At 62.2% G+C, this 23,100-nt stretch carries 25 protein-coding genes; 14 read left to right on the top strand and 11 right to left on the bottom strand.

The features are described from left to right. Positions 1-56 precede the first annotated feature (56 nt). Together BMZ70_RS28170 and BMZ70_RS24505 are read left to right on the top strand one after the other, a co-directional pair. Positions 57-641: a hypothetical protein gene (locus tag BMZ70_RS28170; RefSeq protein WP_130301024.1), complete on the top strand. Its 585-nt coding sequence runs from the start codon at positions 57-59 to the stop codon at positions 639-641. Between the two features lie 216 nt (positions 642-857). Continuing rightward, positions 858-1,547 (top strand): hypothetical protein, encoded by a 690-nt coding sequence (locus tag BMZ70_RS24505; protein WP_092280463.1) that lies wholly within the window; start codon positions 858-860, stop codon positions 1,545-1,547. Between the two features lies 1 nt (position 1,548). Here BMZ70_RS24505 and BMZ70_RS24510 read toward each other — a convergent pair whose 3' ends face one another. Both BMZ70_RS24510 and BMZ70_RS24515 read right to left on the bottom strand, forming a co-directional pair. Continuing rightward, on the bottom strand, positions 1,549-2,640 hold the full coding sequence (locus BMZ70_RS24510; RefSeq protein WP_092280465.1) for a WD40/YVTN/BNR-like repeat-containing protein: 1,092 nt from the start codon (positions 2,638-2,640) through the stop codon (positions 1,549-1,551). A gap of 1 nt (position 2,641) precedes the next feature. Further along, positions 2,642-2,911, bottom strand: coding sequence for a MoaD/ThiS family protein (locus BMZ70_RS24515; RefSeq protein ID WP_092280467.1), 270 nt, complete (start codon positions 2,909-2,911; stop codon positions 2,642-2,644). Between the two features lie 60 nt (positions 2,912-2,971). On the opposite strand from BMZ70_RS24515, the gene BMZ70_RS24520 reads away from it, so the two are divergent. Then, positions 2,972-3,277, top strand: coding sequence for a hypothetical protein (locus BMZ70_RS24520; RefSeq protein ID WP_092280469.1), 306 nt, complete (start codon positions 2,972-2,974; stop codon positions 3,275-3,277). Here BMZ70_RS24520 and BMZ70_RS24525 read toward each other — a convergent pair. Further along, on the bottom strand, positions 3,274-3,810 hold the full coding sequence (locus BMZ70_RS24525; protein ID WP_092280471.1) for a carboxymuconolactone decarboxylase family protein: 537 nt from the start codon (positions 3,808-3,810) through the stop codon (positions 3,274-3,276). The genes BMZ70_RS24520 and BMZ70_RS24525 overlap by 4 nt on opposite strands. Before the next feature lie 112 nt (positions 3,811-3,922). Between BMZ70_RS24525 and BMZ70_RS24530 the strand changes: the two genes are divergently transcribed. Continuing rightward, entirely contained in the window at positions 3,923-4,864 is a 942-nt protein-coding gene (locus BMZ70_RS24530; protein WP_092280473.1) for an AraC family transcriptional regulator, read from the top strand. Here BMZ70_RS24530 and BMZ70_RS24535 read toward each other — a convergent pair. The 5 genes from BMZ70_RS24535 to BMZ70_RS24555 all read right to left on the bottom strand — a co-directional run bounded on the left by BMZ70_RS24535 (position 4,792) and on the right by BMZ70_RS24555 (position 10,411). Further along, positions 4,792-5,070 (bottom strand): 2Fe-2S iron-sulfur cluster-binding protein, encoded by a 279-nt coding sequence (locus tag BMZ70_RS24535; RefSeq protein ID WP_092281141.1) that lies wholly within the window; start codon positions 5,068-5,070, stop codon positions 4,792-4,794. The two genes, BMZ70_RS24530 and BMZ70_RS24535, sit on opposite strands and share 73 nt — an antisense overlap. A 46-nt stretch (positions 5,071-5,116) precedes the next feature. Next, a complete protein-coding gene (locus BMZ70_RS24540) occupies positions 5,117-6,760 on the bottom strand; it encodes a methyl-accepting chemotaxis protein (protein ID WP_092280475.1) in 1,644 nt (547 codons plus the stop codon). A 159-nt stretch (positions 6,761-6,919) separates the two neighbouring features. Further along, positions 6,920-7,801 (bottom strand): ABC transporter permease, encoded by an 882-nt coding sequence (locus BMZ70_RS24545; protein WP_092280477.1) that lies wholly within the window; start codon positions 7,799-7,801, stop codon positions 6,920-6,922. Then, positions 7,798-8,868, bottom strand: coding sequence for an ABC transporter permease (locus BMZ70_RS24550; protein WP_165403578.1), 1,071 nt, complete (start codon positions 8,866-8,868; stop codon positions 7,798-7,800). The genes BMZ70_RS24545 and BMZ70_RS24550 overlap by 4 nt, the downstream gene beginning before the upstream one ends. After that, complete coding sequence (locus BMZ70_RS24555) at positions 8,855-10,411, bottom strand: ABC transporter ATP-binding protein (protein WP_092280481.1); 1,557 nt, start codon at positions 10,409-10,411, stop codon at positions 8,855-8,857. Before BMZ70_RS24555 ends, BMZ70_RS24550 begins: the two co-directional genes overlap by 14 nt. 227 nt (positions 10,412-10,638) lie before the next feature. Between BMZ70_RS24555 and BMZ70_RS24560 the strand changes: the two genes are divergently transcribed. The 8 genes from BMZ70_RS24560 to BMZ70_RS24595 all read left to right on the top strand — a co-directional run bounded on the left by BMZ70_RS24560 (position 10,639) and on the right by BMZ70_RS24595 (position 17,520). Further along, positions 10,639-11,349 (top strand): GntR family transcriptional regulator, encoded by a 711-nt coding sequence (locus BMZ70_RS24560; RefSeq protein WP_092280483.1) that lies wholly within the window; start codon positions 10,639-10,641, stop codon positions 11,347-11,349. Positions 11,350-11,467: 118 nt separating this feature from the next. Then, entirely contained in the window at positions 11,468-12,319 is an 852-nt protein-coding gene (locus tag BMZ70_RS24565; protein ID WP_092280485.1) for an outer envelope protein, read from the top strand. A gap of 27 nt (positions 12,320-12,346) precedes the next feature. Further along, positions 12,347-13,423, top strand: a complete 1,077-nt coding sequence (locus BMZ70_RS24570) for a BMP family ABC transporter substrate-binding protein (RefSeq protein ID WP_092280487.1) — start codon at positions 12,347-12,349, stop codon at positions 13,421-13,423. Between the two features lie 2 nt (positions 13,424-13,425). After that, on the top strand, positions 13,426-14,409 hold the full coding sequence (locus BMZ70_RS24575) for an aromatic ring-hydroxylating dioxygenase subunit alpha (protein ID WP_092280489.1): 984 nt from the start codon (positions 13,426-13,428) through the stop codon (positions 14,407-14,409). Further along, positions 14,406-14,882, top strand: coding sequence for a nucleoside deaminase (locus BMZ70_RS24580; protein ID WP_092280491.1), 477 nt, complete (start codon positions 14,406-14,408; stop codon positions 14,880-14,882). Before BMZ70_RS24575 ends, BMZ70_RS24580 begins: the two co-directional genes overlap by 4 nt. A gap of 96 nt (positions 14,883-14,978) precedes the next feature. Further along, on the top strand, positions 14,979-16,493 hold the full coding sequence (locus BMZ70_RS24585) for a S10 family serine carboxypeptidase-like protein (RefSeq protein ID WP_092280493.1): 1,515 nt from the start codon (positions 14,979-14,981) through the stop codon (positions 16,491-16,493). A gap of 32 nt (positions 16,494-16,525) precedes the next feature. Then, on the top strand, positions 16,526-16,924 hold the full coding sequence (locus BMZ70_RS24590) for an EF-hand domain-containing protein (protein WP_229205577.1): 399 nt from the start codon (positions 16,526-16,528) through the stop codon (positions 16,922-16,924). Positions 16,925-16,944: 20 nt separating this feature from the next. Beyond that, on the top strand, positions 16,945-17,520 hold the full coding sequence (locus tag BMZ70_RS24595) for a nucleotidyltransferase family protein (RefSeq protein WP_092280497.1): 576 nt from the start codon (positions 16,945-16,947) through the stop codon (positions 17,518-17,520). Here the strand turns inward: BMZ70_RS24595 and BMZ70_RS24600 are convergent. Next, complete coding sequence (locus BMZ70_RS24600; protein WP_092280499.1) at positions 17,515-18,588, bottom strand: S41 family peptidase; 1,074 nt, start codon at positions 18,586-18,588, stop codon at positions 17,515-17,517. The genes BMZ70_RS24595 and BMZ70_RS24600 overlap by 6 nt on opposite strands. A 118-nt stretch (positions 18,589-18,706) precedes the next feature. After that, positions 18,707-19,354, bottom strand: a complete 648-nt coding sequence (locus tag BMZ70_RS24605) for a chemotaxis protein CheB (RefSeq protein ID WP_229205578.1) — start codon at positions 19,352-19,354, stop codon at positions 18,707-18,709. Between the two features lie 175 nt (positions 19,355-19,529). On the opposite strand from BMZ70_RS24605, the gene BMZ70_RS24610 reads away from it, so the two are divergent. Both BMZ70_RS24610 and BMZ70_RS28175 read left to right on the top strand, forming a co-directional pair. Then, the gene (locus tag BMZ70_RS24610; protein WP_092280501.1) at positions 19,530-19,907 is read left to right on the top strand and encodes a Gfo/Idh/MocA family oxidoreductase; all 378 of its coding nucleotides are present in this window, start codon (positions 19,530-19,532) and stop codon (positions 19,905-19,907) included. Positions 19,908-19,935: 28 nt separating this feature from the next. After that, entirely contained in the window at positions 19,936-20,307 is a 372-nt protein-coding gene (locus tag BMZ70_RS28175) for a hypothetical protein (RefSeq protein WP_130301022.1), read from the top strand. 100 nt (positions 20,308-20,407) lie between these two features. Here the strand turns inward: BMZ70_RS28175 and BMZ70_RS24615 are convergent, their stop codons facing one another. Continuing rightward, positions 20,408-23,098, bottom strand: a complete 2,691-nt coding sequence (locus BMZ70_RS24615; RefSeq protein WP_229205579.1) for a TonB-dependent receptor — start codon at positions 23,096-23,098, stop codon at positions 20,408-20,410. Positions 23,099-23,100: the final 2 nt, after the last annotated feature.

Here is a 23,100-nt window from a genome sequence, read left to right on the forward strand (position 1 = left end):
AGTCTCAATGGTTTTGTGGCTCATATCCGATTCGAGTGGTTTCAGGAAGGTAAAACTTGATGCTTCGTTTTGCGTTTTTTGTCTACTGCATAGTGTTTTCAACGTACGTATCTGCGGACATGCCATCCCCGAGGCGGTGGAAGCAAGAAAAGACGTTTTCTTTCGGCGATATTCAAATCAAGCAGTCGTTCAATTCCATAAAAGATCCGATGGATCCTGAGTTTAAGCTAAGGGTCTATGAGAAGGGAAAACTACTGCTTCAGTTGAATGACGTCGCATTTGATGCCTTTTTTTCATCGCCAGATGGTGGGGCATTTGTTGGGTTGTCAAACAGTGGTTGGCCGGGTACCGCAGTCATAATCTTTGACCGGCGAGGGAGAATTCTGCTAATGGCAGAGCACGGGTATGCACGATTTGACTATTGTAGAGAGACGTCTACTTTTATCAAAGAATGGTATGACGCCGAAGATCCGCAGGTACGATTCCCAATTTTCAGAATTAGCGATGAAAGAACACCTGGCATTACGGTTAAAAGTTGTCGCGGTGAAACCGTAGACTTATTAGACACAGTCACTAAAGCAAAAGATCGTGGCGAAATTACACTTCGTGACGAGATTAATATCCACTACGGCACCCGATGAATCAATATGGCACGCCTCTCAATTCCGCGAAGGTCCGCAACGGGGCGGAAGCCGTCCGATGCCCAGCCGATGTTGCGTACGACAAGGTCGGTGCACCAACACGAAAAACGGAGTACTTCCGGAACCGCCCCCAGGTCCCTAGGGCAACTATCGTGGCGACGCCGTAGTCGCGCGGCGTGTGGCAAAATGCACTATCCAATTCCAATAGGCAACTAAATGAGCATCTGTGTCCACGCCTTCCTCGGCACAAATATTGAGGACTTACAAGCCAGGGTTATCCAATGCTTTCGCGCGCTGGATTTTCAGGTGCAGTTTCAGCCAGAAACAAATCTGCTGGAGACGCCATCGGGTAGCTGCCTTTACGTCCGGCTTGATCAAACCCCCGCGCAATTAAAGCGCGTCAGCCCTGACACGCCGTTGCTGGTGGCCTTCGAATACGAAGTATCGATGAGGGAGAAGAACGCAACTCGCGAAGACGGATGGCCACCTAAAATCGCAAGGAAATGCACTGCCATCGTCAGCACCCGAACGGCTTCCGGCAGATCGCGCGCCGCCTATTACGCGCAAGCACTCACCCTGGCGATCATGGCAAAGGAATCGGGTGGGCACTTCTATGTTGATGTCGATGATGAAACCATCACTGGCAATGAAGGGCTGGCCAAGACAATTCGGGAGCTCTATTCGGAAAGCGAGTTGGAGTTCGATGCGGACGCACATCCGTTCGAGCAATGGCCACCACTGTCTTTCGACGACAGATCTTTTACCTGGCCCTCCCCAATCAAGTCCGTCGTGGTTGAAAAATACCTCGCAGCGATGAAAACACCGAAGCGGAAATTCAAGGTGCCCCTCAGCGTCAAGATCACGATCGCTCTTATCGCCGTCCTTTGGGTAGCGGGCTTTCTATAAATTAAGCGAACGCCACGGCGTATATCGGCGGCAAGGTTGTTGAAATGGTTTGCCATTGGCCGCCGCCGTCTTCCGACAGCCAGGCCCCGCCGGTGGTCGAGCCCATCAGCAGGATCTGGCCGCAGTCGCTAACCGCCAGCCCGTGGCGATACACCAGGTCGTAACAGTGCTGGTGCGGCAGGCCGCCGCGCCAGGCGGTGAAGTGCTGGCCGCCGTCGGTGGTGCGGGTGACCGCCAGCGAGGCTTGCGGCGGAATCCGCTTGCTGTCGGCCTCGGCCGGCACGAACCACGCCGTCTCGCCATCCTGCGGGTGCACCGCCGTGACGAAGCCGAAGTTGGATACCGGCGCCGCCGGCTTGACCTCGGTCCAGTTGGCGCCATTGTCGACGCTGCGCCAGATGCCGTTGTGATGCTGGCACCACAGCTTGTCCGGCTGGCCCGCGCAGCGCACGATGCGGTGCGGATCCTGTATCTGCTGGGTGTCCACCAGCTCGGGCGGCATGTAGTTGGCCTTCATGCCCTTGGCGCGCAGGGCCCAGCTGGCGCCGCCATCTTCGGTCAGCCAGGCGCCGCCACAGGAGATGCCGACCAGCACCGACTGGCTGTCGCGCGGATCGACGCAGATGCTGTGGATGCCCGGCACATCGTAGCCGCCGCCCATCCACTGCGCACGCTCGGGCACGTTCCACAGCCTCTCCACCAGCTGCCAGCTGTCGCCGCGATCCGCCGAGCGGAACAGGCCGCCCGGCAGGGTGCCGGCCCACAGCACGCCCGGCTCGTCCGGTCCGCCCGTCGCCAGCGACCAGATTTGCTTGACGGTCCATTCCACCGGATCGGCGCTGTCGGCCGGCTTGGCCGGGAAGGCCGGCGCCGCCACCTCGGTCCAGTCGCTGCTGCCCGGATCGCGCCGATGCAGCTTGGCGCCGAAGTGGCCGAGGTTGAGCGCCGCGTACAGCGTGCCGTCGCGCCGGTCCGGCAACACCATCGACACCGGATCGCCGAGGAAGTGCTGCTGGTCCAGCAGCCACGCCTCATGCGTGCGATAGACTTCGAACAATCCTTTGCGGGTCGCGATGTAGGCGCGATCGGACATATCAGCCTCCTGACAGTGCTTGCAGAATATGGACTTGGGATGAAGGGGTCAGCGCGTCGTCCAGCCGCTTGGGGTCGCGCGCACGCTGGCCGTCGATGAAGATCACCACGTTCTCGCGCAGGCCGCCCTGCTCGTCGAGCACGTAGCCGCGCAGCCGTGGATGATCGGCAAAACAGGTGTCGAGCGCGCTGCGCAGATCGGCCGCAGTGGTGTCCACCTGCGGCACGGTCATGAAGCGGCCCAGCTGTTGGGTAAATATCAGTTTTGCCATCTGGACGATTCTATGCCGATTAGGGCTAAAATGAAATCGTCGCAATCACCGGAGCGCTGCATGTCGATTACGCCGCAAGAGTTGGAACTGCTGATGCAGGAAGTAGAGAAGGAAGATCCGATCGATTTTGCCGACCTGCCGTTCGACGAACACGAGTTGCGCGGACTGATCTCCAACCATCTGTGCGAAATGGCCGACGCGATGGAGACCTTCAGCGACGAAGACAAGCACCTGACGCTGCTGGCTGTGGCGGCCAAGCTGGTGCTGGAGAACATGGTGCTCAACATCCAGCTGCTGCGGCGCCACGGGGTGCCGTTGAGCGACACCACCGAGGCGCTGCTGCAGCGCCTGCGCAAGCGCGATTAGTCGGCTGCCGGGAAGTCCAGCTTGGTCACGTTCACCCGGTTGAACAGGTTGGTGAAGGTGATCGACGCCACCGCCAGCAGGGTGTCGACGATTTGCGCGTCGCTGTAGCCCGCTTGTTTCACCGCCAGCACCACCTCGGCCGGCACATCGCCGCTGGTGCTGACCAGTGCGTGGACAAAGCTCGCCAGCGCATCGATGCGTGCATCGCCGGCCGGCTGGTTGTGGCGCACGCCCTTGATGGTGTCCTTGCTGAGGCCGGCTTTACCGCCCATCAGCGTGTGCGCGGCGAGGCAGTAGTCGCAACCGGCTTCCTGGCTGACGGCCAGTTTAATCACTTCGACTTCTTTTGCGCTCAGGCTGCTTTTACGCAGCGCGCCGTCCAGGTTAAGGGCGGCTTCCAGCGCCACCGGGCTGTTGTTGCCGATGCCGAGGTAGGCATTCGGCACCATGCCGATCGCGCCTTTGATGGCGGTGAACAGTTGGGCGGCGTGGCCAGTGGCTTCCGAAACGGGTTGGGTGAACAAGCGGGACATGATCTGTTTCCTTTCAGGGTGAGTTGGTATGGAACACAGTTTAGGCCCGCAGTCTGCGATGATGAATGCTCAGAATGCTCTATAATTTGCTCTATCGTCTCATCTGCATGTTATGGATTCCCTCAGCCACCTGCTCTCCCTCTACCCCGTGCGCACCGCGCTCGACGTGCGTTGCCGCTTTGGCGCGCCGTGGGTACTGGACCATGACGGCACGCCGCGCGGCGTCGCCCCCTACCACCTGATCGTGCGCGGCGAAGCGCGGTGCGGCGACCTGGCGCTGCAAGCCGGCGACATCATCGTCTTCCCGCACGGCGACGCCCACCGGCTGCACATCGGCGATCCGGCCAAGGCCACACCGCTGCACGGCGAGCCGGGCCTGCTGCGCTTCGAGCGCAACGACGGCGACGGCCCGCAGACCGATATCCTGTGCGGCGAATTCCATTTCGATAGCGATGGCGACGCCGGCCTGCTGGCCGCGCTGCCGCCCATGCTGGTGGTGCGCACCGCAGGCCGGCCGGACGCACAAAGCCTGCGCCACCTGATGCGCATGCTGCAGGAAGAAGCGGAAACGCCGCGCGGCGGCGCGCAAGCCATCGTCCGTCAGCTGGCCTCGGCCTTGTTCGCGCTGCTGATGCGCACCTGGCTGGAGCAGGCGCAGGTGGCGCCGGGCTTGTTCGGCGTGCTGGCCGAGCGTCGCCTGCAAGCGGCTCTCAACGGCATGCTGGCGCAGCCGGAAAAGCCGTGGACGCTGGAAGATCTGGCGGAAGCCTGCCACATGTCGCGCGCCACCTTTGCGCGCCTGTTCAAGCAGGCGGCCAACGCCACGCCGGCCGACGTGCTGACCCAGCTGCGCATGGCGCAAGCGGCGCGTCTGCTGGATGAAGGCCGCGCCGCCGGCGAGGTCGGCGAAGCGGTCGGCTACCAGTCCGAGGCCGCCTTCAACCGCGCCTTCAAGCGCCGGTACGGCGTCGGTCCCGGCGCCTACCGCAAGCGCGCAGCGGGGGCCTCGATCACCAGGTCGGAAGTGGCGATGGCCACGCAAGGCAGGATGTAGCCCTCACGCTTTTCATCGGGGCTGAGGCCCGGCCAGTCGATCTTGTAGCGCACCGTGCCGCTGGTGGACTGACAGATGCAGGTGCGGCAAGTGCCGTTGCGGCAGGAGCTGGGCAGGATCACGCCGGCCCGCTCGGCCGCTTGCAGCACCGTGTCCGGCGCCTCGGCGTCAAAACTCCATCCCTGCCCTGCCAGCGTAATCTTCATGTGCCACATCGCTTGTCGAAAGCGACATGGTACATGGTATCGGCGGTCAGCCGTGCAGCTGCAGGCGCGGCTTGCCGGCCGCCGGCGGCGCCGGGCGCTTCGTCAGCGCGCCGCCATGCTGCAGCTTAAACACCGCCATCGCCTGCGACACGCAGCGCGTCTGCTGCGCCAGATTGCCGGCGGCCGCTGCCGCCTGCTCCACCAGCGCCGCGTTCTGCTGCGTGATATCGTCCATCTTGATCACCGCCTGGTTCACCTGGCCGATGCCGTCGCTCTGCTCGCGCGTGGAGTTGGATATCTCGCCCATCACCCTCGATACGCGGGACACCGATTCAATCACCTCGCTCATGGTCTGGCCGGCATTATTAGTCAGCGTGGTACCGGCTTGCACCTTTTGGATCGAGGTGTCGATCAGCTCCTTGATTTCCTTGGCCGCCGTGGCCGAGCGCTGCGCCAGTCCGCGCACTTCGCTGGCCACCACGGCGAAGCCGCGTCCCTGCTCACCGGCGCGCGCCGCTTCCACCGCCGCGTTGAGCGCCAGGATATTGGTCTGGAAGGCGATGCCGTCGATCAGGCCAATGATGTCGAGGATCTTGTTGGACGATGCGCTGATATCGCCCATCGTCGTCACCACCTGCGAGACGATGCTGCCGCCTTGCGTCGCCACTTCGCGCGCGCGCTCGGCCAGCTGGTTGGCGCTGGCCACGTTGGAAGCGCTCTGCTGCACCGTGGCCGTCAATTGCTCCATGCTGGACGCGGTCTGCTGCAGGCTGGAGGCCTGCGATTCGGTGCGGCCCGACAAATCCATATTGCCGTCCGCGATTTCATCGGTGGCCACCGAAATCTCATCGAAGTTGGCGCGCACATCGCCGATGATGCTGTGCAGGTTGATATTGGTCTGGCGCAGCGCCGCCAGCAACTGGCCCACTTCATCGTCGCGATCGATTTCAATCGACGATGTCAGGTCGCCGCCGGCCATCATGCGCGCGGCCTTGGTGGCTTGCCTCAGCGGCAGCGCCACGTTCACGTACAGATTGCGGCCAAACAGCAGCATGCCTGCCAGTGCCACGATGGAGGCGCCGGCCAGCCAGCCGTGCGCGTCGGCCACCGTGGCGCTATCGGCGAACAGCAAGGTCAGAGCCAGAATCGCCAGCACGCCCGCCAGCACCGACGTGGCAATCGCAATCTGGGTCGGCAGCGTCAAGCGCATCATCCCGCGAAGGCGCGCCGCAATGCCGGTCGATACCGCGCGGCCATTCACGATCCGCAGTTGGCGCGGATTGCCAGCCTTGAATTCACGATACACCGCATCGACCGCGCGTACCTGCTCGCGCGAGGGCTTGGTGCGCACCGACAGGTAGCCGACCGGCTTGCCGTTCTCGATCACCGGCGTGACGTTGGCCAGCACCCAGTAGAAATCGCCGTTCTTGCAGCGGTTTTTCACCAGGCCGGTCCACGGCGTGCCGCTCTTGATAGTGCTCCACAGGTCAGCAAAGGCTTCCACCGGCATGTCGGGATGGCGCACGATATTTTGCGGTGCGCCGATCAACTCCTCTTCCGTAAAGCCGCTTACTTCAATGAAGTAAGGATTGGCATAGTTGATATTGCCTTGCAAATCGGTGCTGGAGACGATGGTGCGCCCATCCTCCATGACGTATTCATTTTGCGTAACTGGGGAATTGACTCGCATGACCGCTCCTTTACTGTGCTTGCTGTAGGGGGCGAACCGGGGTCTGGGGGGCGCCACAGGCACGTACGGCCTGTGGCACTAGAATAGAAGTATTTACAGTACTAGAAAATCTCCAATTGTCGCAATGCTGCAAATTTTTCAAACAAATACAACAGGCATCTAGTCTGGCTTGAAGTTCTGCCCCAGCGACATTGGTTTATTCAACAAGATTGTCTGCGGATTCCGGCAGATCAGCACCAGCACCACGATGGTCGCGATGTAGGGCAGCATCGACAAAAACTCCGACGGTATCGCCAGCCCCATGCCCTGCCCGTGGAACTGCAGCACCGTCACGCCGCCGAACAAATACGCGCCGACCAAAACGCCGCGCGGCTTCCACGTCGCGAACACCACTTGCGCCAGCGCGATCCAGCCGCGTCCCGCCGTCATGCCTTCGACCCACATCGGCGTCAGCGCCAGCGACAGGTAAGCGCCACCCAGGCCCGCCATCGCGCCGCCGAACAACACCGTGCCGTAGCGCAGGCCGATCACCGGGAAGCCGATGGCGTGCGCGCTATGCGGCGACTCACCAACCGCGCGGATGATCAGGCCAAGGCGCGTGTGCGCCAGCATCCAGCCCACCAGCAGCACCAGCACAATCGAGAAGTACTCCATGCCGTCGAAGCCCCACAGGATCGGCATGCGCTCCACCGTCTGCCCCACGTAGCTGCGGCCAATGAAGGCCGAGACGCCAATGCCGAACAAGGTCAGCGCCAGACCGGTGGCCACCTGATTGGTCTGCAGCGTCAGCACCAGGAAGCCGAACACCATCGCCATCAGCATGCCCGCCGCCATTGCCGCCAGCAGGCCGATGGTCATGCTGCCGCTGGTGAGCGTGACGCCGAAGCCGACCACCGCCCCCACCAGCATCATCCCTTCCAGCCCAAGATTGAGCACGCCGGAGCGCTCGGTCACCAGCTCGCCCATCGACGCCACCACCAGCGGCGTGGCCGCGCCGGCGGTGCTGGCGAGGAAGGCGATCAACAAATCAGAAGTCATCATGCATATACCTCGCGCTTGTGCGGTTTGATGCGATAGTGGATGAACAGGTCGGCGGCCAGCAGGTAAAACAGCAGCAGTCCCTGGAAGATGCCGGTGATGGCGGACGGCGCCTGCAGTTCGATCTGCGCGGTCTCGCCGCCAATGTAAAGCAGCGACATCAGGATCGCCGACAGCACCACGCCCAGCGGATGCAGGCGTCCCACATACGCCACGATGATGGCGGCAAAGCCATAGCCCGGCGACACCGACGGCTGCAACTGCCCCAGCGGCCCCGCCACCTCACCCACACCGGCGATACCGGACAGCGCACCGCTCACCATGAAGGCCAGCCACACATTGCGCGGCTCGCTGAAGCCGGCGTACAGCGCGGCAGCCGGCGCCATGCCGCTGACCTGCATGCGGTAGCCGGCAAAGGTGTGCTTGCAGAAAAACCACGCCGCGCCGGCCGTCAGCAGCGACAGGATGAAGGCCGCGTTCACGCGCAAGCCTTCCACCAGCAGCGGCAAGGTGGCCGACTCGCTGAACATTTTCGATTGCGGGAAGTTGAAGCCGGCCGGATCGCGCATCGGCCCGTGCACCAGGTAGCTGAGCAGGTGATACGCCACGTACACCAGCATCAGGCTGACCAGGATTTCGCTGGTGTTGAAGCGCGTGCGCAGCACCGCCGGTATCGCCGCCCACAGCATGCCGCCAAGCGCACCGGCCAGCAACATCAAAGGCAGCACCCACCACGCTTGCACCTCGTCGAAATACAGCGCCACCGCCCCGGCCGCAATCGCGCCCACCGTCAGCTGACCGTCGGCGCCGATGTTGTTGACGTTGGCGCGGAAGCCGATCGCCAAGCCCACGCCGCACAGGATCAGCGGCGTGGCCTTGAGCAGCAGCTCACCCACGCCGTACGCCGTGGTCCACGGCTTGACGAAGTAGATGTAGAACGCATGCAGCGGTTCCTGGCCAATGAAGAAGAACAGCATGGAGCCGGTCAGCAGCATCGCCAGCGCCGCGATCACGGGCGAGGCCAGCATCATGCGGCGCGAGGGTTCGGGACGTCGTTCAAGCCGGGACATATTCTGTCGCTCCGTGCGGTTGGGTGGAATAAGTGAAATCGCCGCTCATCCACACGCCGATCTGGTTGATACTGGTGGCATGCGCCGGCACCGCCTGCGACAGGCGGCCGTCTGCCAGCACGGCGATACGATCGCTCATCATGAACAATTCATCGAGCTCCTCGGACAGCACCAGCACCGCCACGCCCTGGTCGCGCATGTCGATGATGGCCTGGCGGATCAGCATCGCCGCGCCGATGTCCACGCCCCACGTAGGCTGGGCGAACACCATCACCTTCGGCGCCAGCATGATCTCGCGGCCGACGATGTACTTTTGCAGATTGCCGCCCGAGAGCGAGGCCGCCGCCGACTGCTCGCCTCCACATTTGACCTTGAAGCGCTCGATCACCTTCTGCGCAAAGGCGCGCACCGCGCCGCGCTGGATCAAGCCCTTGCGCACCATGCCAGTATTGGCTGCCGGCAGGTAGCCGGTCAACAGCGCGTTATCGGCCAGCGACAGATCCGGCACCGCACCGCGCCCAAGCCGCTCTTCCGGCACGAAACCGAGGCCAAGCTGGCGGCGCTGCGCCGCATCGAGCACACCCACCTCCTGCCCGCACAAGCGCAGCGTGCCTTCGCGCAGGCCCAGCGTGCGCTCGCCCGAGATCACCTTTAACAGCTCCTGCTGGCCGTTGCCGGAAATGCCGGCGATGCCGACAATCTCGCCGCTGCGCAGCGACAGGCAGATATCCTTCAAGTGCGTGCCAAACGGATCGTCGCTTTGCACATTCAGCTTGTCGAGCGACAGCAGCACCTCGCCCGGCTCGCGCGGCTGGTGCACGCACACCGGCAGTTCGCGGCCGATCATCAACTCCGCCAGCGACTTGGCGCTCTCCTGCTTCGGCAACGCGGTGCCGGACACGCGCCCGCCGCGCAGCACCGTGGCCTTGTCGCACAGCGCTTGTATCTCGTCGAGCTTGTGGCTGATGTACAGGATGCTGACGCCTTCCGCCGCCAGCCGGCGCAGCGACTCGAACAGCTTGAGCACCGCGTCCGGCGTCAGCACCGAGGTCGGCTCGTCCATGATCAGCAGCTTGGGCGATTGCAGCAGGCAGCGCACAATCTCGACGCGCTGGCGCTCGCCCACCGACATGCTGTGCACCAGACGCGCCGGATCCAATGGAAGACCATATTGTTCGGAGACGGCGCGGATGCGCGGCGCCAGCGTGGCCGGCGTCACCTTGTCGTCCAGCGCCAGCGCGATGTTCTCGGCCACCGTCAGCGTTTCAAACAGGGCGAAGTGCTGGAACACCATGCCGATGCCCAGCTTGCGCGCATCATGCGGCGAGTGGATATGGACCTGGCGGCCTTCCCACATGATCTGCCCCTGGTCCGGCTTGACCACGCCGTAGATGATCTTCATCAGCGTACTCTTGCCGGCGCCGTTCTCGCCCAGCACTGCGTGGATCTCGCCCGGCATCACAGTCAGGTTCACGTCGGCGTTGGCCACCACCGAGGGATAGATCTTGGAGATGCCGAGCATCTGCAAGCGCGGTTCAGTCATCGGCGTCGTCCCTTCATCGTATACAAAATCGGATAGGTCTTCAGACGCAAGTAGCATGCCACATCTACGCACCGGAAAACGCGCCGTTTTGGCTCGCTGCGCCCTAAAAGCGTGCGGAAATCCCAAAAACAAAGTAATTTCGTACACAATTCGGGCATGCGGTTTGTACACGAGTTAGCACGCTTCCTGCTTAACAAGGAGGTGTTACTCACAAGGAGAATCCCGCAATGCCCGACAAGCGCAAAGCCGATCAAGCAGTCAAACGCGGTACCACCGCCGTCGACATGCGCATCTACAAGGCGGTGGTCAACGCCGTCATGAGCCATCGCCTCCCCCCCGGAACCCACCTGGGCGAAGCCGATTTCTGCGAGCTGTATCAGGTCAGTCGCACCACCGTGCGCAAGGCGCTGCAACGGCTGGCGCACGATCACATTATCGAACTGCGGCCCAATCGCGGCGCGGTGATCGCCTCGCCCACGCCGCAGGAAGCGCGCGAGATCTTCGCCGCGCGGCGCGCCATCGAGCGCGAAATCGTGCCGCTGGTGATCCAGCACGCCACGCCGGAATCGATCAAGCAAATCCGTGCCGCACTTGCGGCGGAAGACGCGGCGCGCCGCAGCGGCGACCGCGCCGGCTGGATACGATTGGGCGGCGAGTTCCACCTGCTGCTGGCGGAACTGGCCGGCAACCACGTGCTGCAGCGCTTCATGGAGGAACTGGTATCGCGCTGCTCACTCATCATCGCCCTGTACGAAGCGCCGGGCAGCACCATGTGCGAGAACGATGAACACCAGGATCTGGCCACCTTGATCGAGAAGGGAAAAGTGAAGGAAGCCACCCATTTGATCGAGCACCACCTGCTGGAAATCGAGATGCGTTTGCGGCTGGCCGAGCAGGATAAAAAAGTGAATCTGGCCGAAGCGTTGTCGGGATTCTGAAACACTTGGCCCGCTAATTGCTTTAGGACTGGACGGGATTGAATCCAATTGATAAAACGATTGGATACAAAAAAAGTGTTTTCCAAAACCTCACTACAACAACTTGAATGGAGCTCGTATGTCTAAGATCGTTCGCTGCACCGCCGCCCTCGCCCTCCTCGCCACTTGCACCGCACAAGCGGCCGAATGGAGCGATACTTCGCTGAGCTACCGCTACGGTACTGAATTCGCCGAGCCGTTCAACAAGAATGACATCACCAAGAACATCGTCAACCTGAGCAGCGTCTCCGGCTACAAGTACGGCAAGAACTTCTTCAGCGTCGACCTGCTCATGTCGTCCGAGATGGATCCGTCGGCGGCCGGCTCCAACAGCGGCGCGCACGAAGCCTATGCGCTGTACCGCAACACCCTGGACTTCGGCAAAATCACCGGCAACAACTACGCCTTCGGTCCGGTGCGCGGCGTCGGCGCCACCGTCGGTTTCGACTACAACAGCAAGACTGACGCCGGCTACAACTCCAAGAAGCGCATGGTGGTCGCCGGCCCGACCCTGATGCTGGACGTGCCGGGCTTCCTCGACGTCAGCCTGCTGGTGCTGTGGGAATCGAACGCGCCGTACAGCACCTTCACCAAGACCGCCACCCCGCGCTACGCCTACAAGACCCACGCCATGCTGACCGGCGCCTGGGGCATTCCGTTCAACATCGGCGGCATCCCGCTGCAGTTCAACGGCTTCGCCAACTTCATCACCGCCAAGGGCACCAATGAATTCGGCGGCGGCACCGCGCCGGAGACCAATATCGACGCGCAGATCATGTACGACATCAGCGAAGCGGTAGGCACGCCTAAGAACACCTTCAAGATCGGCGTCGAGTACCAATACTGGAAAAACAAATTCGGTAATCCGGACCGTAACAATCCAGGCGCCACCGCCAAGACCCCGATGGTACGCGCTGAATACCACTTCTAACCTGCTCCTCACCGCAAAGGAAATCGCATGATGAATCGTCGCAAAGTACTGGCTACCATCGCCGCCGCCACCGCGCTGGCCGCAGCACCTTCGTTTGCAGCAGACCCGTTGAAGATCGGCTTCGTCTACGTCGGCCCGGTCGGCGACGCCGGCTGGACCTACGCCCACGACCAGGCCCGCCTGGCGCTGGAAAAAGAACTGGGCGCGAAAGTGAAAACCAGCTACGTCGAAAACGTGCCGGAAGGCGCGGACGCCGAGCGCGTGATCCGCAAGCTGGTAGCGGAAGGGAACAAGCTGATTTTCACCACCTCGTTCGGCTACATGAACGCGACCGAGAAAGTCGCCAAGACCACGCCCGGCGTGACCTTCCTGCACGCCACCGGTTTCAAGAGCGGCAAGAACTTCGGCACCTACGAATCGCGCTTGTACGAAGGCGCTTACCTGGACGGTATTTTGGCCGGCAAGATGACCAAGTCGAACACGCTCGGTTTCATCGCCTCGTTCCCTGTGCCTGAGGTGATCCGCAACATCAACGCCTTCACACTCGGCGCGCAAAGCGTGAATCCAAAGATCAAGACCAAAGTGATCTGGGTGAACTCGTGGTACGACCCGGCGAAGGAACGCCAGGCTGCGGAAACGCTGGTGGCGCAAGGCGCGGATGTGATGGCGCAGAACACCGATTCGCCGGCCACGCTGCAAGTGGCGCAGGAAAAAGGCGTGTATGCCTTCGGCTGGGATTCGGACATGGTCAAGTTCGCGCCGAAAGCGCACCTGACCGCCGCCACCAATGACTGGTCGGGCTACTACATCAACACCGCCAAGGCGGTGCTGGCCGGCACCTGGAAGACCGAGCAATATCGCGGCGGCCTGAAAGAAGGCATGGTCAAGATGTCCAAGCTGAACGCCGTGGTGCCGGCCGACGCGGCAAAAATCTTCGAGGAGAAAAAGGCTGCGCTGACCGCCGGCACTTTCGATCCGTTCACCGGTCCGATCAAGGATCAATCGGGCGCCATCAAGGTGGCTGCCGGTGTGAAGATGCCTGAAAAGGACCTGCTGTCGATTAACTTCTACGTGCAAGGCGTGGAAGGCACGATTCCGAAGTAAGCATGGATCCAGTCCTGTACAACGACTGGCACCCGGTCGCGCTCTCCAACCAGGTCGCGGCCGGCGCCATGCTGGCCACCGACCTGCTGGAGACGCGGGTGGTGCTGTGGCGCGACAGCGGCGGCGAGCTGCATGCGTGGGAAGACCGCTGTCCGCATCGCGGCACGCGGCTGTCGATGGGCACTCTGCACGACGACACGCTGCGCTGTCCTTACCACGGCTGGAGCTTCGGCAAGGAGGGCCGGTGCATCCACATCCCGGCCTTGCCGCAAGCGCCGCTGAAGGCGCAGGTGGCGACCTATCATGTGCAGGAGCAGTACGGCATGGCGTGGGTGTGCCTTGGCACGCCGGCGCATGCCGGTCCTCCGGCGTTTCCCGAATTTGCAGACGATAAGCTGCGCAAGGTCTGGTGCGGCCACTACGACGTGCAATCGAGCGCGCCGCGCATCGTTGAAAATTTCCTCGACATGGCGCACTTCGCCTTTGTGCATGAGGGCATCCTTGGCGACAAGGAGCAGCCCACGGTGCCCGACTACACGGTGGAATCGTTTGATGATCCCGAATACGGCAGCGGCGTGTGGGCCAAACAGTGCTATGCATGGCAGCCGCAGGCCAGCCGTTCGGCATCCGGCGGCAGCGATATCGAATACACCTACCGCGTGGTGCGTCCGCTGACCACCATCCTGACCAAGCATCCTCCGGGCGCGATCCGCGAGGCGATAGCGCTGTTCTCGCAGCCGCTGACCGAAACCAGCACGCGCGTGTGGATCATCATGGCGCTCAACGACTTCGTCTCAAGCTACGAGTCGATGCGCGAGTTTCAGGACACGATCTTCATGCAAGATAAACCGATCCTGGAAAGCCAGCATCCGGCGCGGTTGCCGCTGACACCGGGCGCCGAAGTGTCAGTGCTGTGCGACCGCATGTCGCTGGCCTACCGCAGTTATTTGAAGCAGCAAGACCTGCAATATGGAGTAATCAGATGAGTGCAACACCGCAGGACCACGAATTCCTCACCCGCGTACTGGCGCTGGCGCAGCGCTCGCGCGATGAAGGCCATCACCCGTTCGCCGCGATGGTTGTCGCAGCCGACGGCACGGTGATCTCGGAAGCGATGAACGCATCCAGCAGCGACCGCACCGCGCACGCGGAGATGAACGCGCTGCGTCTCGCCTCGCAGAAGTACAGCCCTCAGCAACTGGCCACCGCCACGCTGTACGCCAACGCCGAACCATGCGCCATGTGCAGCGGCGGCACCTATTGGAGCGGCGTCGGCCGCGTGGTGTATGCCATGTCGGAAGCCAGCCTGCTGGAACTGACCGGCAGCGATCCTGAAAATCCAACCTTGTCGCTGCCATGCCGCACCGTGTTCGCCGCCGGCCAGCGCCCGACCGAGGTCATAGGCCCATTGCGCGAAGACGAAGCGCGCGTGGCGCACAAGGATTTCTGGCACAAATAAAGCCCGATTTGGGCGTATCATGCACGATATATCCCGACGGGAGGTATCGTGGCGTTTTGCACAAGATTGCAATGGCGGCGACCCGCGACGGCAACCATGTTCGCCGCGACCCTTGCTGCGTGCGGCGGCGGCGGGGGCGGCAGCAACGACGCCACCAACACCACGCCACCAGTCATCACGCCGCCGGTGCCGGGCGCCTTCGCCGACAGCACCGTCTACTCCAGCGCCGCCACCGCCTCGCTGACGGCGCCGAATGAAAACGCCGCCGTCATCGCCAGCCATATCCAGCTCAATGGCCAGCAATTCAACTACACCGCCACCACCGGCCACCTGACCGCCGCCGACCTCAAGACCGGCCAGGCCAGCGTGTCCTTCTTCTACGTGGCCTATACCGTGGCCGGTGCGGATACCGCCAGGCGGCCGGTCATCTTCTTCTACAACGGCGGTCCCGGTTCGGCGTCGACCTATCTGCATCTTGGCTCGTTCGGGCCACGGCGGCTGGTCAGCACCATCCCCAATGCCAGCATCCCGCCGGTACAGCTGGTCGACAACCAGGAAACCCTGCTCGCCACTTCCGACCTTGTCTTCGTCGACGCGGTGGGCACCGGCTACTCGCAAGCCATCGCCCCCAACACCAACGCCGACTTCTGGGGCGTCGACAAGGATGCTGCCGCCTTCCGCGATTTTGTGCGGCGCTACATTGCGGTCAACAAGCGCGAAGCCTCGCCCAAATTCCTGTTCGGAGAATCCTACGGCGCGCCGCGCACGGCGGTGCTGGCCAACCTGCTGGAAACGGCCGGCGTGCAGATCGACGGGCTGGTGCTGCTGTCGGCCATCATGGACTACAACAGCAACTGCGGCGTGCTCGATCCCGACACCATCAGCTGCGAGGGCTACATCCCGACCTACGCCCTCACCAGCGCCTACCACGGCCGCGCGACGGCGGTGCCGGTGGAGACGGTGCGCAGCTTCGCCGCCGGCGGCTACCGCACCGCGATTGCGGCTTACCTGACCAGCAAGGTAGCGCCGCCGCCCGCCGTACTGGGCCAGCTATCCGATCTGACCGGCATGAGCACGCTGGTGTGGCAGCAGAATTTCGACATGCAGCCGGGCTACTACCAGCGGAACGCCGTGGCCGGACAGTTATTGGGCCGCTACGATGCGCGCGTCATCACCGCCGCCGGCAGCGCCTTGGCGCGCGACGGCGATCCGTCGCTGACCGTGGTCAACGCCAACTTCTCGAGCAGCATCGTCAGCTACATGGCGGAGGAGCTGCACTACAGTGCGGGATCGGCGTACGCGCCGTTCATCGACATCGTCAATCGCTGGAACTTCAGCCACGACGGCAAGCAGCTGCCGGACACCATACCGGACCTGGCGGCGGCCCTGACGCTGAATCCGGCCATGAAGATCATGGCCGCCAGCGGCTACCATGACCTGGCGACGCCGTTCCACCAGACCGGGCTGGATCTGGCGCGGCTGGGTGAAAGCCAGTCCATAGTGCTTAAATATTATGCAAGCGGCCACATGACGTATCTAGACGACAGCGCGCGCCGCGTACAGCAAACAGATTTGATTAATTTCCTGAACAGCGTCACAGTGTCACACTAAGCCAAGCATCTGCAGATGCGGGGGAGACAATCATGAAGCTTTTACAATTAGCCATGTTGGCCGCCACAGCGGCCGTGTCGCACGCCGGCGCCCAGACGCCGTCCACGGAAGCCGCCGCGTCGCCAGCGGTGCGCTCGGCCCCGGCCTATCCCGAACCCTACCTGCCGCCGGCGCTGCGCAAGCCGCTGCGCGACTACTCGTCCGGCCCGGTGCTGCTGCGCTACCAGGCCATGCAAAAATTAAAGAAACGTTTTGACGACGCCGACCAGGACGGCAACGGCACCCTGAGCCGCGACGAAGCGCGCAAGGCCGGTCTCGGCTTCGTCGACAAGAACTTCGACCATATCGACACCGCCCAGCGCGGCAACATCTCCTTCGACGACCTGAAAACCTACCTGATCCAGCGCCGCGAAGAAGCCCGCTCGCGCTGAGGCTGTAAAAGCCTACATCTATGCAAGAAAAATTTCGCTCTGACATACTTGCCAACGATAACAACCGCGCAATCCTTGAGCGCTGGGATGCCTTGGCACTTCCTGACGGTTGGCTAGTCGCTGGCTGCTTGTTCCAGACGGTCTGGAATTTACAAACTGGACGCGCTCCCGATGCGGATATCAAAGACTATGATCTATTTTATTTCGACGATAGCGACCTGAGCGAAGAAGCTGAACGGCGCGTGCAGCAGCGCGTTGATGAGGTGCTGAGCGACTTGAGCGTTCCCATCGAAGCTTCCAACCAAGCCCGGGTACACACATGGTATGAGTCATACTTTGGTCATCCATATCCGCCACTTCAGAATGCGCGTGATGGAATTGACCGGTTTCTCATCCCGGCCACTTGTGTAGGCATAAACCCGGTTGCAATCCATGCTCCGCACGGACTGCAACCGCTGTACGACGGTATTCTCTCCATGAACTCGTTGACACCGCATGCGGCACTGTTCGAGGCGAAGGCGGCGTCGTACCAGTCTCGCTGGCCGTGGCTGCGAACGATGCGCGAGGAAGCCGGCTCGCGCCAGGCGCTTTTATAACGCCGCTTCCAGCTCGGCGAGTTTTTTCTCGAGGGCGGCTCGCTCATGGGGATTGTCCACGCCCGGCAGCACTTGACGCAGGGCCAAGGCATTGGCTTTGGCCAGGGCCTTGTCGGCGGCGATGGCGACATCGGGCTTTACACCGCTCCCCTCCCAATCGCCTTTTGTGATCGGATTAATCGAGCGTCCCACCGGGATGACGGCGATTAAGTTCGGGTCGATGCGGAACGGCTGGATCGGGTGCGCACCGCCGCCGGTTTTTTCACCAACCACCGTGATGCGCTTGATCGCCTGCAGGTTGTAGGTAAAATCTTCGGCTGCGGAAAACGTTTCGCCGCTGGTCAGCACATACACCGGCTTGTCTGCGCCAAAGCGCGCGCCCGGCACGGCGGGATCGCTCCAGAAAGAATTGGTTTCATTGTCCGCCCGCCAGTAGATATCCGACAGGTGGACCTTCTGATCGCCAAGCAGGTAACTGGCCAGATGCGCCACCATGCGCGGATCGCCGCCGTGGTTGTCGCGCAGATCGATAATCATCGCGCTGCCGTTGGCGGCCAGATTCATGGCGGCCGTCCCGGCTGCCCTGGCGATATCGGCTTCAAAGAAGCCGTCGAGCTTGAGGTACATGATATTCCCCTGCAGGCGCTCCACCTTTTCAAACGAGAAGTTCAAGTACTTGCCCACTTCGGTCATACGCTGCCGCATCTCGGCAGGCATGCCCTGGCTGGCAGAAGGACGAGGCCGGTCCGGCAGCGCGTTGGGAACATGGCGGATGCTCAGGTGTTTGTCGGGGTGGGCGGCCTGGATATGCGCCGTCAACAAGTCTGCGAATTCTGCGTCCGTCGCCACCTTCTCGTAGTCGCCCTTGCGCAGATGGTCGCGGACAGCGGCAGCCATCTTGTTGCCTTCGTCAGCGTAAATGTATTTGCCGGACAGGCGTTGTGCCAACAGCTCGACGGCGGCGGCCTTGTCGGCTGCGCTTAACGGCCGCGCCGGTTCTTGCGCACGTGCGGTGGTGAAGGTGATCGCACTGAGGATCATGACTGCAACGGGAAGGAATTTACGCATGAGACCTGGACTCCATAAAAGTGATCGTGCTGGTAGCTTAGCCGTTGACTTGTTTGTCAGTTAGCCAATGCGACGAGCACGCCTTTTCGCGGCGTAAAACCCGTTTGGGCGAGACAGATCACGCCGGCGGCAGCATCAGCAGCAGGGCGTGGATGTCGGCCAGGGAGAGGATGAGGTCGGGGGCGCGGCGGGCGATCGCTTCAAGCGGCATGGCGGACTGCTCGGCTTCGTCCGGCTCCTGCACCACTGTCAGGCCGCCGGCTGCGCCAATCGCGGCCAGGCCGGTGGCGCCGTCGCGGTTGGCGCCGGTCAGGACGATCCCCAGCAGGGCCGGCCCGTAAGCGGCCGCTGCTGATAACATCAGGGAGTCAATCGAGGGCCGGGAAAAATGTACCGGGGCAGCACTGCTCAGGGAAAAATGACGGTCGCTGTCGACCAGGAGATGATGTCCCGAACCGGCAAAATACAATGTCCCGGACAGCACCTGCTCCTTGTCGCAGGCTTCGCGCACCGGAAATTGCATGCGGCGCTGGAAGACATCGGCCAACTGGCTCTTGCGGCCTGCCGGGATGTGCATCACCACCACGATGGCGTGCTGGTAATCCGCCGGCAAACCGGTCAGCACGTGCAACAGCGCAGCCACGCCGCCAGCCGAGGCGCCAATGACGACGACGTCGATCGCGCGGCCAGCCAGCGCCGCTATCATGCGGGCAGTCACCACGCCCACCACTGCGGGCGGCTTGCAGCTGGTCTCGCTTTTTTGCATGTCCAGCTCCATTTCGCTTAGGTGGAGATGCAGTGTAACGCGCCCCCGCCGAAACCGGGGCCGGTTTCAATCGCGCGCGGCGTGGTTCGAAGTGCGGAGCCGGGGTGAGAATTTGTGAGTTTTGCAGGTGGGCAAGCTGCTATCCTGAACCCACCCAAAGCTAACGAGGACGAAAATGGAAAATCAAAAAATCGCCGTTATCGGGCTGGGCCGCATAGGCTCGGCATTCCTGCGCAATATCCTGAAACGTCGCGAGCACGGCGTCACCCTGGTCGCCGTCGCGGAATCCGGCGACACACCGGGCCGGCAACTGGCCATCGATGCCGGCTTGCGGCTGTCGTCCCTCGACGAAATCGTGGCAATGGGCGACGGCGTGGACGTGCTGTTCGACCTGACCGGCATCCCCGCCGTGCGCCGTGAACTGCGCGAAAAGCTGCTGGCCAGGGAAAACCATCACACCGTGATCGCCTCCGAGACCATCGCGCGCCTGATCTGGGCCCTCACCACCGATGATGAATTGCCCGTGATTGCGGGCCGCAGCACCGGTTACTGACGGCATTTATTCGGTGAGGAGGCACGTTGTGAAACTACTCTTTCTGGGAATGTTGACGTTTTCTACAGCGGCCATTTCTGCCGAAAACGCGCGCGATCCATTGAGCGATGCCGTCACATCCGAAGTTCAATTGAAGCCGATGCTGGGGCATGTCGATGCATCGATAAGTAAAGCAGTCGCTGAGACGTTAAAAAACGAAACTCCATCGCTGCCATACTATCAAAGCGCCACCGCATTCAGTTCAGCCCATAAGGATATTATGACTGCGGCTTTTATTGAAGCGAAGGTGCCAGACTGTCTCCATTCAGAAGGACTAAAGCGCCAGCCTACGTTTCTCCTCACAGGATATCTGGCGCTGCCGTTCATCGCTGTCGCCAAAGTGCGAGGAAAGTGCATTTGACGTTTTTGCGCGCAACTACTTGGAATGGCGTAGAGCATGCCCGTAGTTCATAGGCTAAGGTCAAGAGCTGATTTAACCAGCCCTTGACCTCCTTCCCTCCTTACAGCTTGTAGTTCAAGCCCAGCAGCAGCTGGCGGCCATAGGTGGTGTAGCGTTCAGGCGCGTACGAGCCGCCGGAGAACGGGTCGCCCTGGCGCGTCTGGTACGGCGAGTTGTTCAGGTTGTTCACCTGGAACAGGAACGACAGGCCCTTGTACTTGCCCTCCTCGATCGCGTAGCCCAGCTGCAGGTCGATCTGGCGCTCGGCCAGGATCTCGCTGAAGGCGCGCTGCGCGAACAGGCCGGTCACCTCGCCGCGATACGCCGAACGGTAGCGGCGGCTGGCGCGTGCCGAGTAGCCGTCCTTCTCGTAGTACACGGTGAAGTTGGACACCACGCCGGACAGGCCCGGCAATTTCTCCTTGGTGCCCGGACCGTTCGGATGGATCGAGCTTTCGGTGCCGGACATGCTGCCCGTCACGCCAAAGCCTTCCAGCGGCGCCCACAGCAAGCCCGCATCCAGCGCGCCCGACAGTTCCACGCCTTTGACCATGCCGCCGGTGCCGTTGGCTGGACGGTTCAGCGTGCCAATCGAGTCAATCGCTTGCACGCCGGATGGGTTAGGGAAGCCGGTGAAATCAAACGCGGTCTGCTGGTTGTAGATATAGCTTTGCAGCTTTTTGTACCACAGCGCACCAGCGATGTAGCTGCGCTTGCCGATGTACTTTTCCATCGACAGGTCATACGAATTGGCGCGCCACGGTTCCAGGTTCGGATTGCCGCCGCTGCCGTTCCAGCGCAGGCTGGTCGTATCGATGCCGCCGGTGGCGCCGGCACGCATGTCCGACATTTGCGGACGCGCCACAGTCTTGGCCGCGCCGAAGCGCAGGTTGGTGGTCGACAGGTATTTGTCGAGATCGAAGTTCAGGTTCAGGCTCGGCAGGATGTCGGTGTAGTTGGAGCCGCCGCCGATGGTGCCCAGCTTGCCGCCAACCACGGTGGCTCCGCGCGATTTCTGGTCGACGTTCACCGCTTGCAGGCCCAGCGCACCGCGCACCGGAATCGGGCCGAGATCAGTATCGATGCCCAGCTTGGTGTAGGCGGTGACGATCTTCTCGGTCACGCCCCAATCCTGCAGCGCCTGGTCGTCAGGACGGTCCGGCTGTTTGTCGTAATACTTGTTGAGCACGCCCAGCACGTCGTAGCTCATCACCGCTGGAATGCCGGCAAACGACAGCGAGGTCGATGGCTGCAGCAGATCCGACGACACGGTGGCCGGCGCGCGGCCGTTTTTCAGGAACCAGTAGTTGTTGGTGTCGGCGTGGGTCTTCTCGCGCCGGCTGAAGTTGGCGCCGCCTTCAACAAAGCGGAAGAAGCCCTCCAGCTCTTTCTTGACCGAGAACTTGGCCGAGCTCAGTTCGTCTTCCACGATAGGGTGATGCATGTCCGCATCCTTGCCCCAGCCGCCGACGTCGGTCAGCTTGATAATCTTCGGATCGGTGTAGTTGAAGCTCGGCGTGAAGGTCGGCAAACCGCTGCCGGTCGGGATGCGGAACGCGAAGTTGTTGTCAGTGATGTGCGAACCGGCCGGGCCCAGGCCGGCGTAGGTTTCCAGCACTTCCTCACGGCGCTTGGCGGTCGAGTATGACAGGTCGCCGACCAGGGTCCAGCCGTCTTTCTTGAAGGTGTTGTTCCAGCCCAGCGCGCCCAGCTTGTCCTTGCGCTGGTTGTAGTCGTTGCGCACGATCGGCTCAAGGTTGACCAGCTTGCCGCCTACCAGCAGGCGCGTGCCGCCGATGGTTTCCACCACCGGATCCTTGTAGGTGACGTCGCTCCACTGGTGCGAGTTCCACATCATGCCGCGCATGGTGGTGTTCTGCTTGAACTCGGAGTAGTACATGTCCAGCGTGGTGCGGAATTCCTTCGATGGACGGTATTCGATCACGCCCATCAGGCCGTCGCGCTTTTGCTCGCGCGACGAGGCGGTGACTTCCGCGCCCTTCAGCGCCACCACGTCTTCCATGCCGGCCGGCAGCTTGTTGTCGCGGCCCCACCACCACGATTTGTATTCCTTTTGCTGGCCCGGCGAATCGAGGTGCGCGTAGCCGACTGCAATGCCCAGCGTGTTGTTGAGGAACTGATCCACGTACGAGGCACTCAGGCGGTTACCGTTGGCCGAGGTGTTGGAGTTGAGCTTGCCGTTGGAATTGTGCTCGCCGCGCACATTCAGCACGACGGTGCGCTGGCGGATGTCCAGCGGACGCACGGTCTGCAAATCGACCGTGCCCGACAGGCCGCCCGACACCAGCGAGGCATCCGGCGTCTTGTACACGGTGACGCCGTTGATCAGCTCGGACGGATACTGGTCGTATTCCGCGCCACGGTTGTTGCTGGTCGAGACTTGCTCGCGGCCGTTCAGCAGCGTGGTGGAAAAGTCCGGCGCCAGGCCGCGGATCGAAATCACCTGGGCGCGGCCTTCGACCCGCTGCGCGGTCAGGCCGGCCAGGCGGGCGATCGATTCGGCGATCGACACGTCCGGCAGCTTGCCGATGTCTTCGGCGGTGACGGCTTCCACGATGGCGTCGGCGTCGCGCTTGATCGCCATCGAGGTTTCGATGCTGCGGCGGATACCGGTCACCACCACCTCTTGCACCGTGCCGTCTTCGGCCTTGGGTGCGGCGGCCTGCTGGGCGTGGGCCGGGCTGCTGGCGCCAAACGCCAGGGCGGCGCAGGCGGCAGCGATAGGAGTCATCC

This window comes from Duganella sp. CF402 (genome assembly GCF_900109645.1).
Classification (GTDB): Bacteria; Pseudomonadota; Gammaproteobacteria; order Burkholderiales; family Burkholderiaceae_D; genus Rugamonas.

What these genes read in the sequence shown, in the direction of transcription:
- BMZ70_RS24535 (WP_092281141.1), bottom strand. Translation starts at nt 5,070, where the DNA reads ATGAAGATTACGCTGGCAGGGCAGGGATGGAGTTTTGACGCCGAGGCG.
- BMZ70_RS24580 (WP_092280491.1), top strand. Translation starts at nt 14,406, where the DNA reads ATGAGTGCAACACCGCAGGACCACGAATTCCTCACCCGCGTACTGGCG.
- BMZ70_RS24510 (WP_092280465.1), bottom strand. Translation starts at nt 2,640, where the DNA reads ATGTCCGATCGCGCCTACATCGCGACCCGCAAAGGATTGTTCGAAGTC.
- BMZ70_RS24565 (WP_092280485.1), top strand. Translation starts at nt 11,468, where the DNA reads ATGTCTAAGATCGTTCGCTGCACCGCCGCCCTCGCCCTCCTCGCCACT.
- BMZ70_RS24605 (WP_229205578.1), bottom strand. Translation starts at nt 19,354, where the DNA reads ATGCAAAAAAGCGAGACCAGCTGCAAGCCGCCCGCAGTGGTGGGCGTG.
- BMZ70_RS24545 (WP_092280477.1), bottom strand. Translation starts at nt 7,801, where the DNA reads ATGATGACTTCTGATTTGTTGATCGCCTTCCTCGCCAGCACCGCCGGC.
- BMZ70_RS24570 (WP_092280487.1), top strand. Translation starts at nt 12,347, where the DNA reads ATGATGAATCGTCGCAAAGTACTGGCTACCATCGCCGCCGCCACCGCG.
- BMZ70_RS24530 (WP_092280473.1), top strand. Translation starts at nt 3,923, where the DNA reads ATGGATTCCCTCAGCCACCTGCTCTCCCTCTACCCCGTGCGCACCGCG.
- BMZ70_RS24610 (WP_092280501.1), top strand. Translation starts at nt 19,530, where the DNA reads ATGGAAAATCAAAAAATCGCCGTTATCGGGCTGGGCCGCATAGGCTCG.
- BMZ70_RS24575 (WP_092280489.1), top strand. Translation starts at nt 13,426, where the DNA reads ATGGATCCAGTCCTGTACAACGACTGGCACCCGGTCGCGCTCTCCAAC.
- BMZ70_RS24590 (WP_229205577.1), top strand. Translation starts at nt 16,526, where the DNA reads ATGAAGCTTTTACAATTAGCCATGTTGGCCGCCACAGCGGCCGTGTCG.
- BMZ70_RS24560 (WP_092280483.1), top strand. Translation starts at nt 10,639, where the DNA reads ATGCCCGACAAGCGCAAAGCCGATCAAGCAGTCAAACGCGGTACCACC.
- BMZ70_RS24515 (WP_092280467.1), bottom strand. Translation starts at nt 2,911, where the DNA reads ATGGCAAAACTGATATTTACCCAACAGCTGGGCCGCTTCATGACCGTG.
- BMZ70_RS24505 (WP_092280463.1), top strand. Translation starts at nt 858, where the DNA reads ATGAGCATCTGTGTCCACGCCTTCCTCGGCACAAATATTGAGGACTTA.
- BMZ70_RS24585 (WP_092280493.1), top strand. Translation starts at nt 14,979, where the DNA reads ATGTTCGCCGCGACCCTTGCTGCGTGCGGCGGCGGCGGGGGCGGCAGC.
- BMZ70_RS24555 (WP_092280481.1), bottom strand. Translation starts at nt 10,411, where the DNA reads ATGACTGAACCGCGCTTGCAGATGCTCGGCATCTCCAAGATCTATCCC.
- BMZ70_RS24540 (WP_092280475.1), bottom strand. Translation starts at nt 6,760, where the DNA reads ATGCGAGTCAATTCCCCAGTTACGCAAAATGAATACGTCATGGAGGAT.
- BMZ70_RS24520 (WP_092280469.1), top strand. Translation starts at nt 2,972, where the DNA reads ATGTCGATTACGCCGCAAGAGTTGGAACTGCTGATGCAGGAAGTAGAG.
- BMZ70_RS24615 (WP_229205579.1), bottom strand. Translation starts at nt 23,098, where the DNA reads ATGACTCCTATCGCTGCCGCCTGCGCCGCCCTGGCGTTTGGCGCCAGC.
- BMZ70_RS24595 (WP_092280497.1), top strand. Translation starts at nt 16,945, where the DNA reads ATGCAAGAAAAATTTCGCTCTGACATACTTGCCAACGATAACAACCGC.
- BMZ70_RS24525 (WP_092280471.1), bottom strand. Translation starts at nt 3,810, where the DNA reads ATGTCCCGCTTGTTCACCCAACCCGTTTCGGAAGCCACTGGCCACGCC.
- BMZ70_RS24550 (WP_165403578.1), bottom strand. Translation starts at nt 8,868, where the DNA reads ATGTCCCGGCTTGAACGACGTCCCGAACCCTCGCGCCGCATGATGCTG.
- BMZ70_RS24600 (WP_092280499.1), bottom strand. Translation starts at nt 18,588, where the DNA reads ATGCGTAAATTCCTTCCCGTTGCAGTCATGATCCTCAGTGCGATCACC.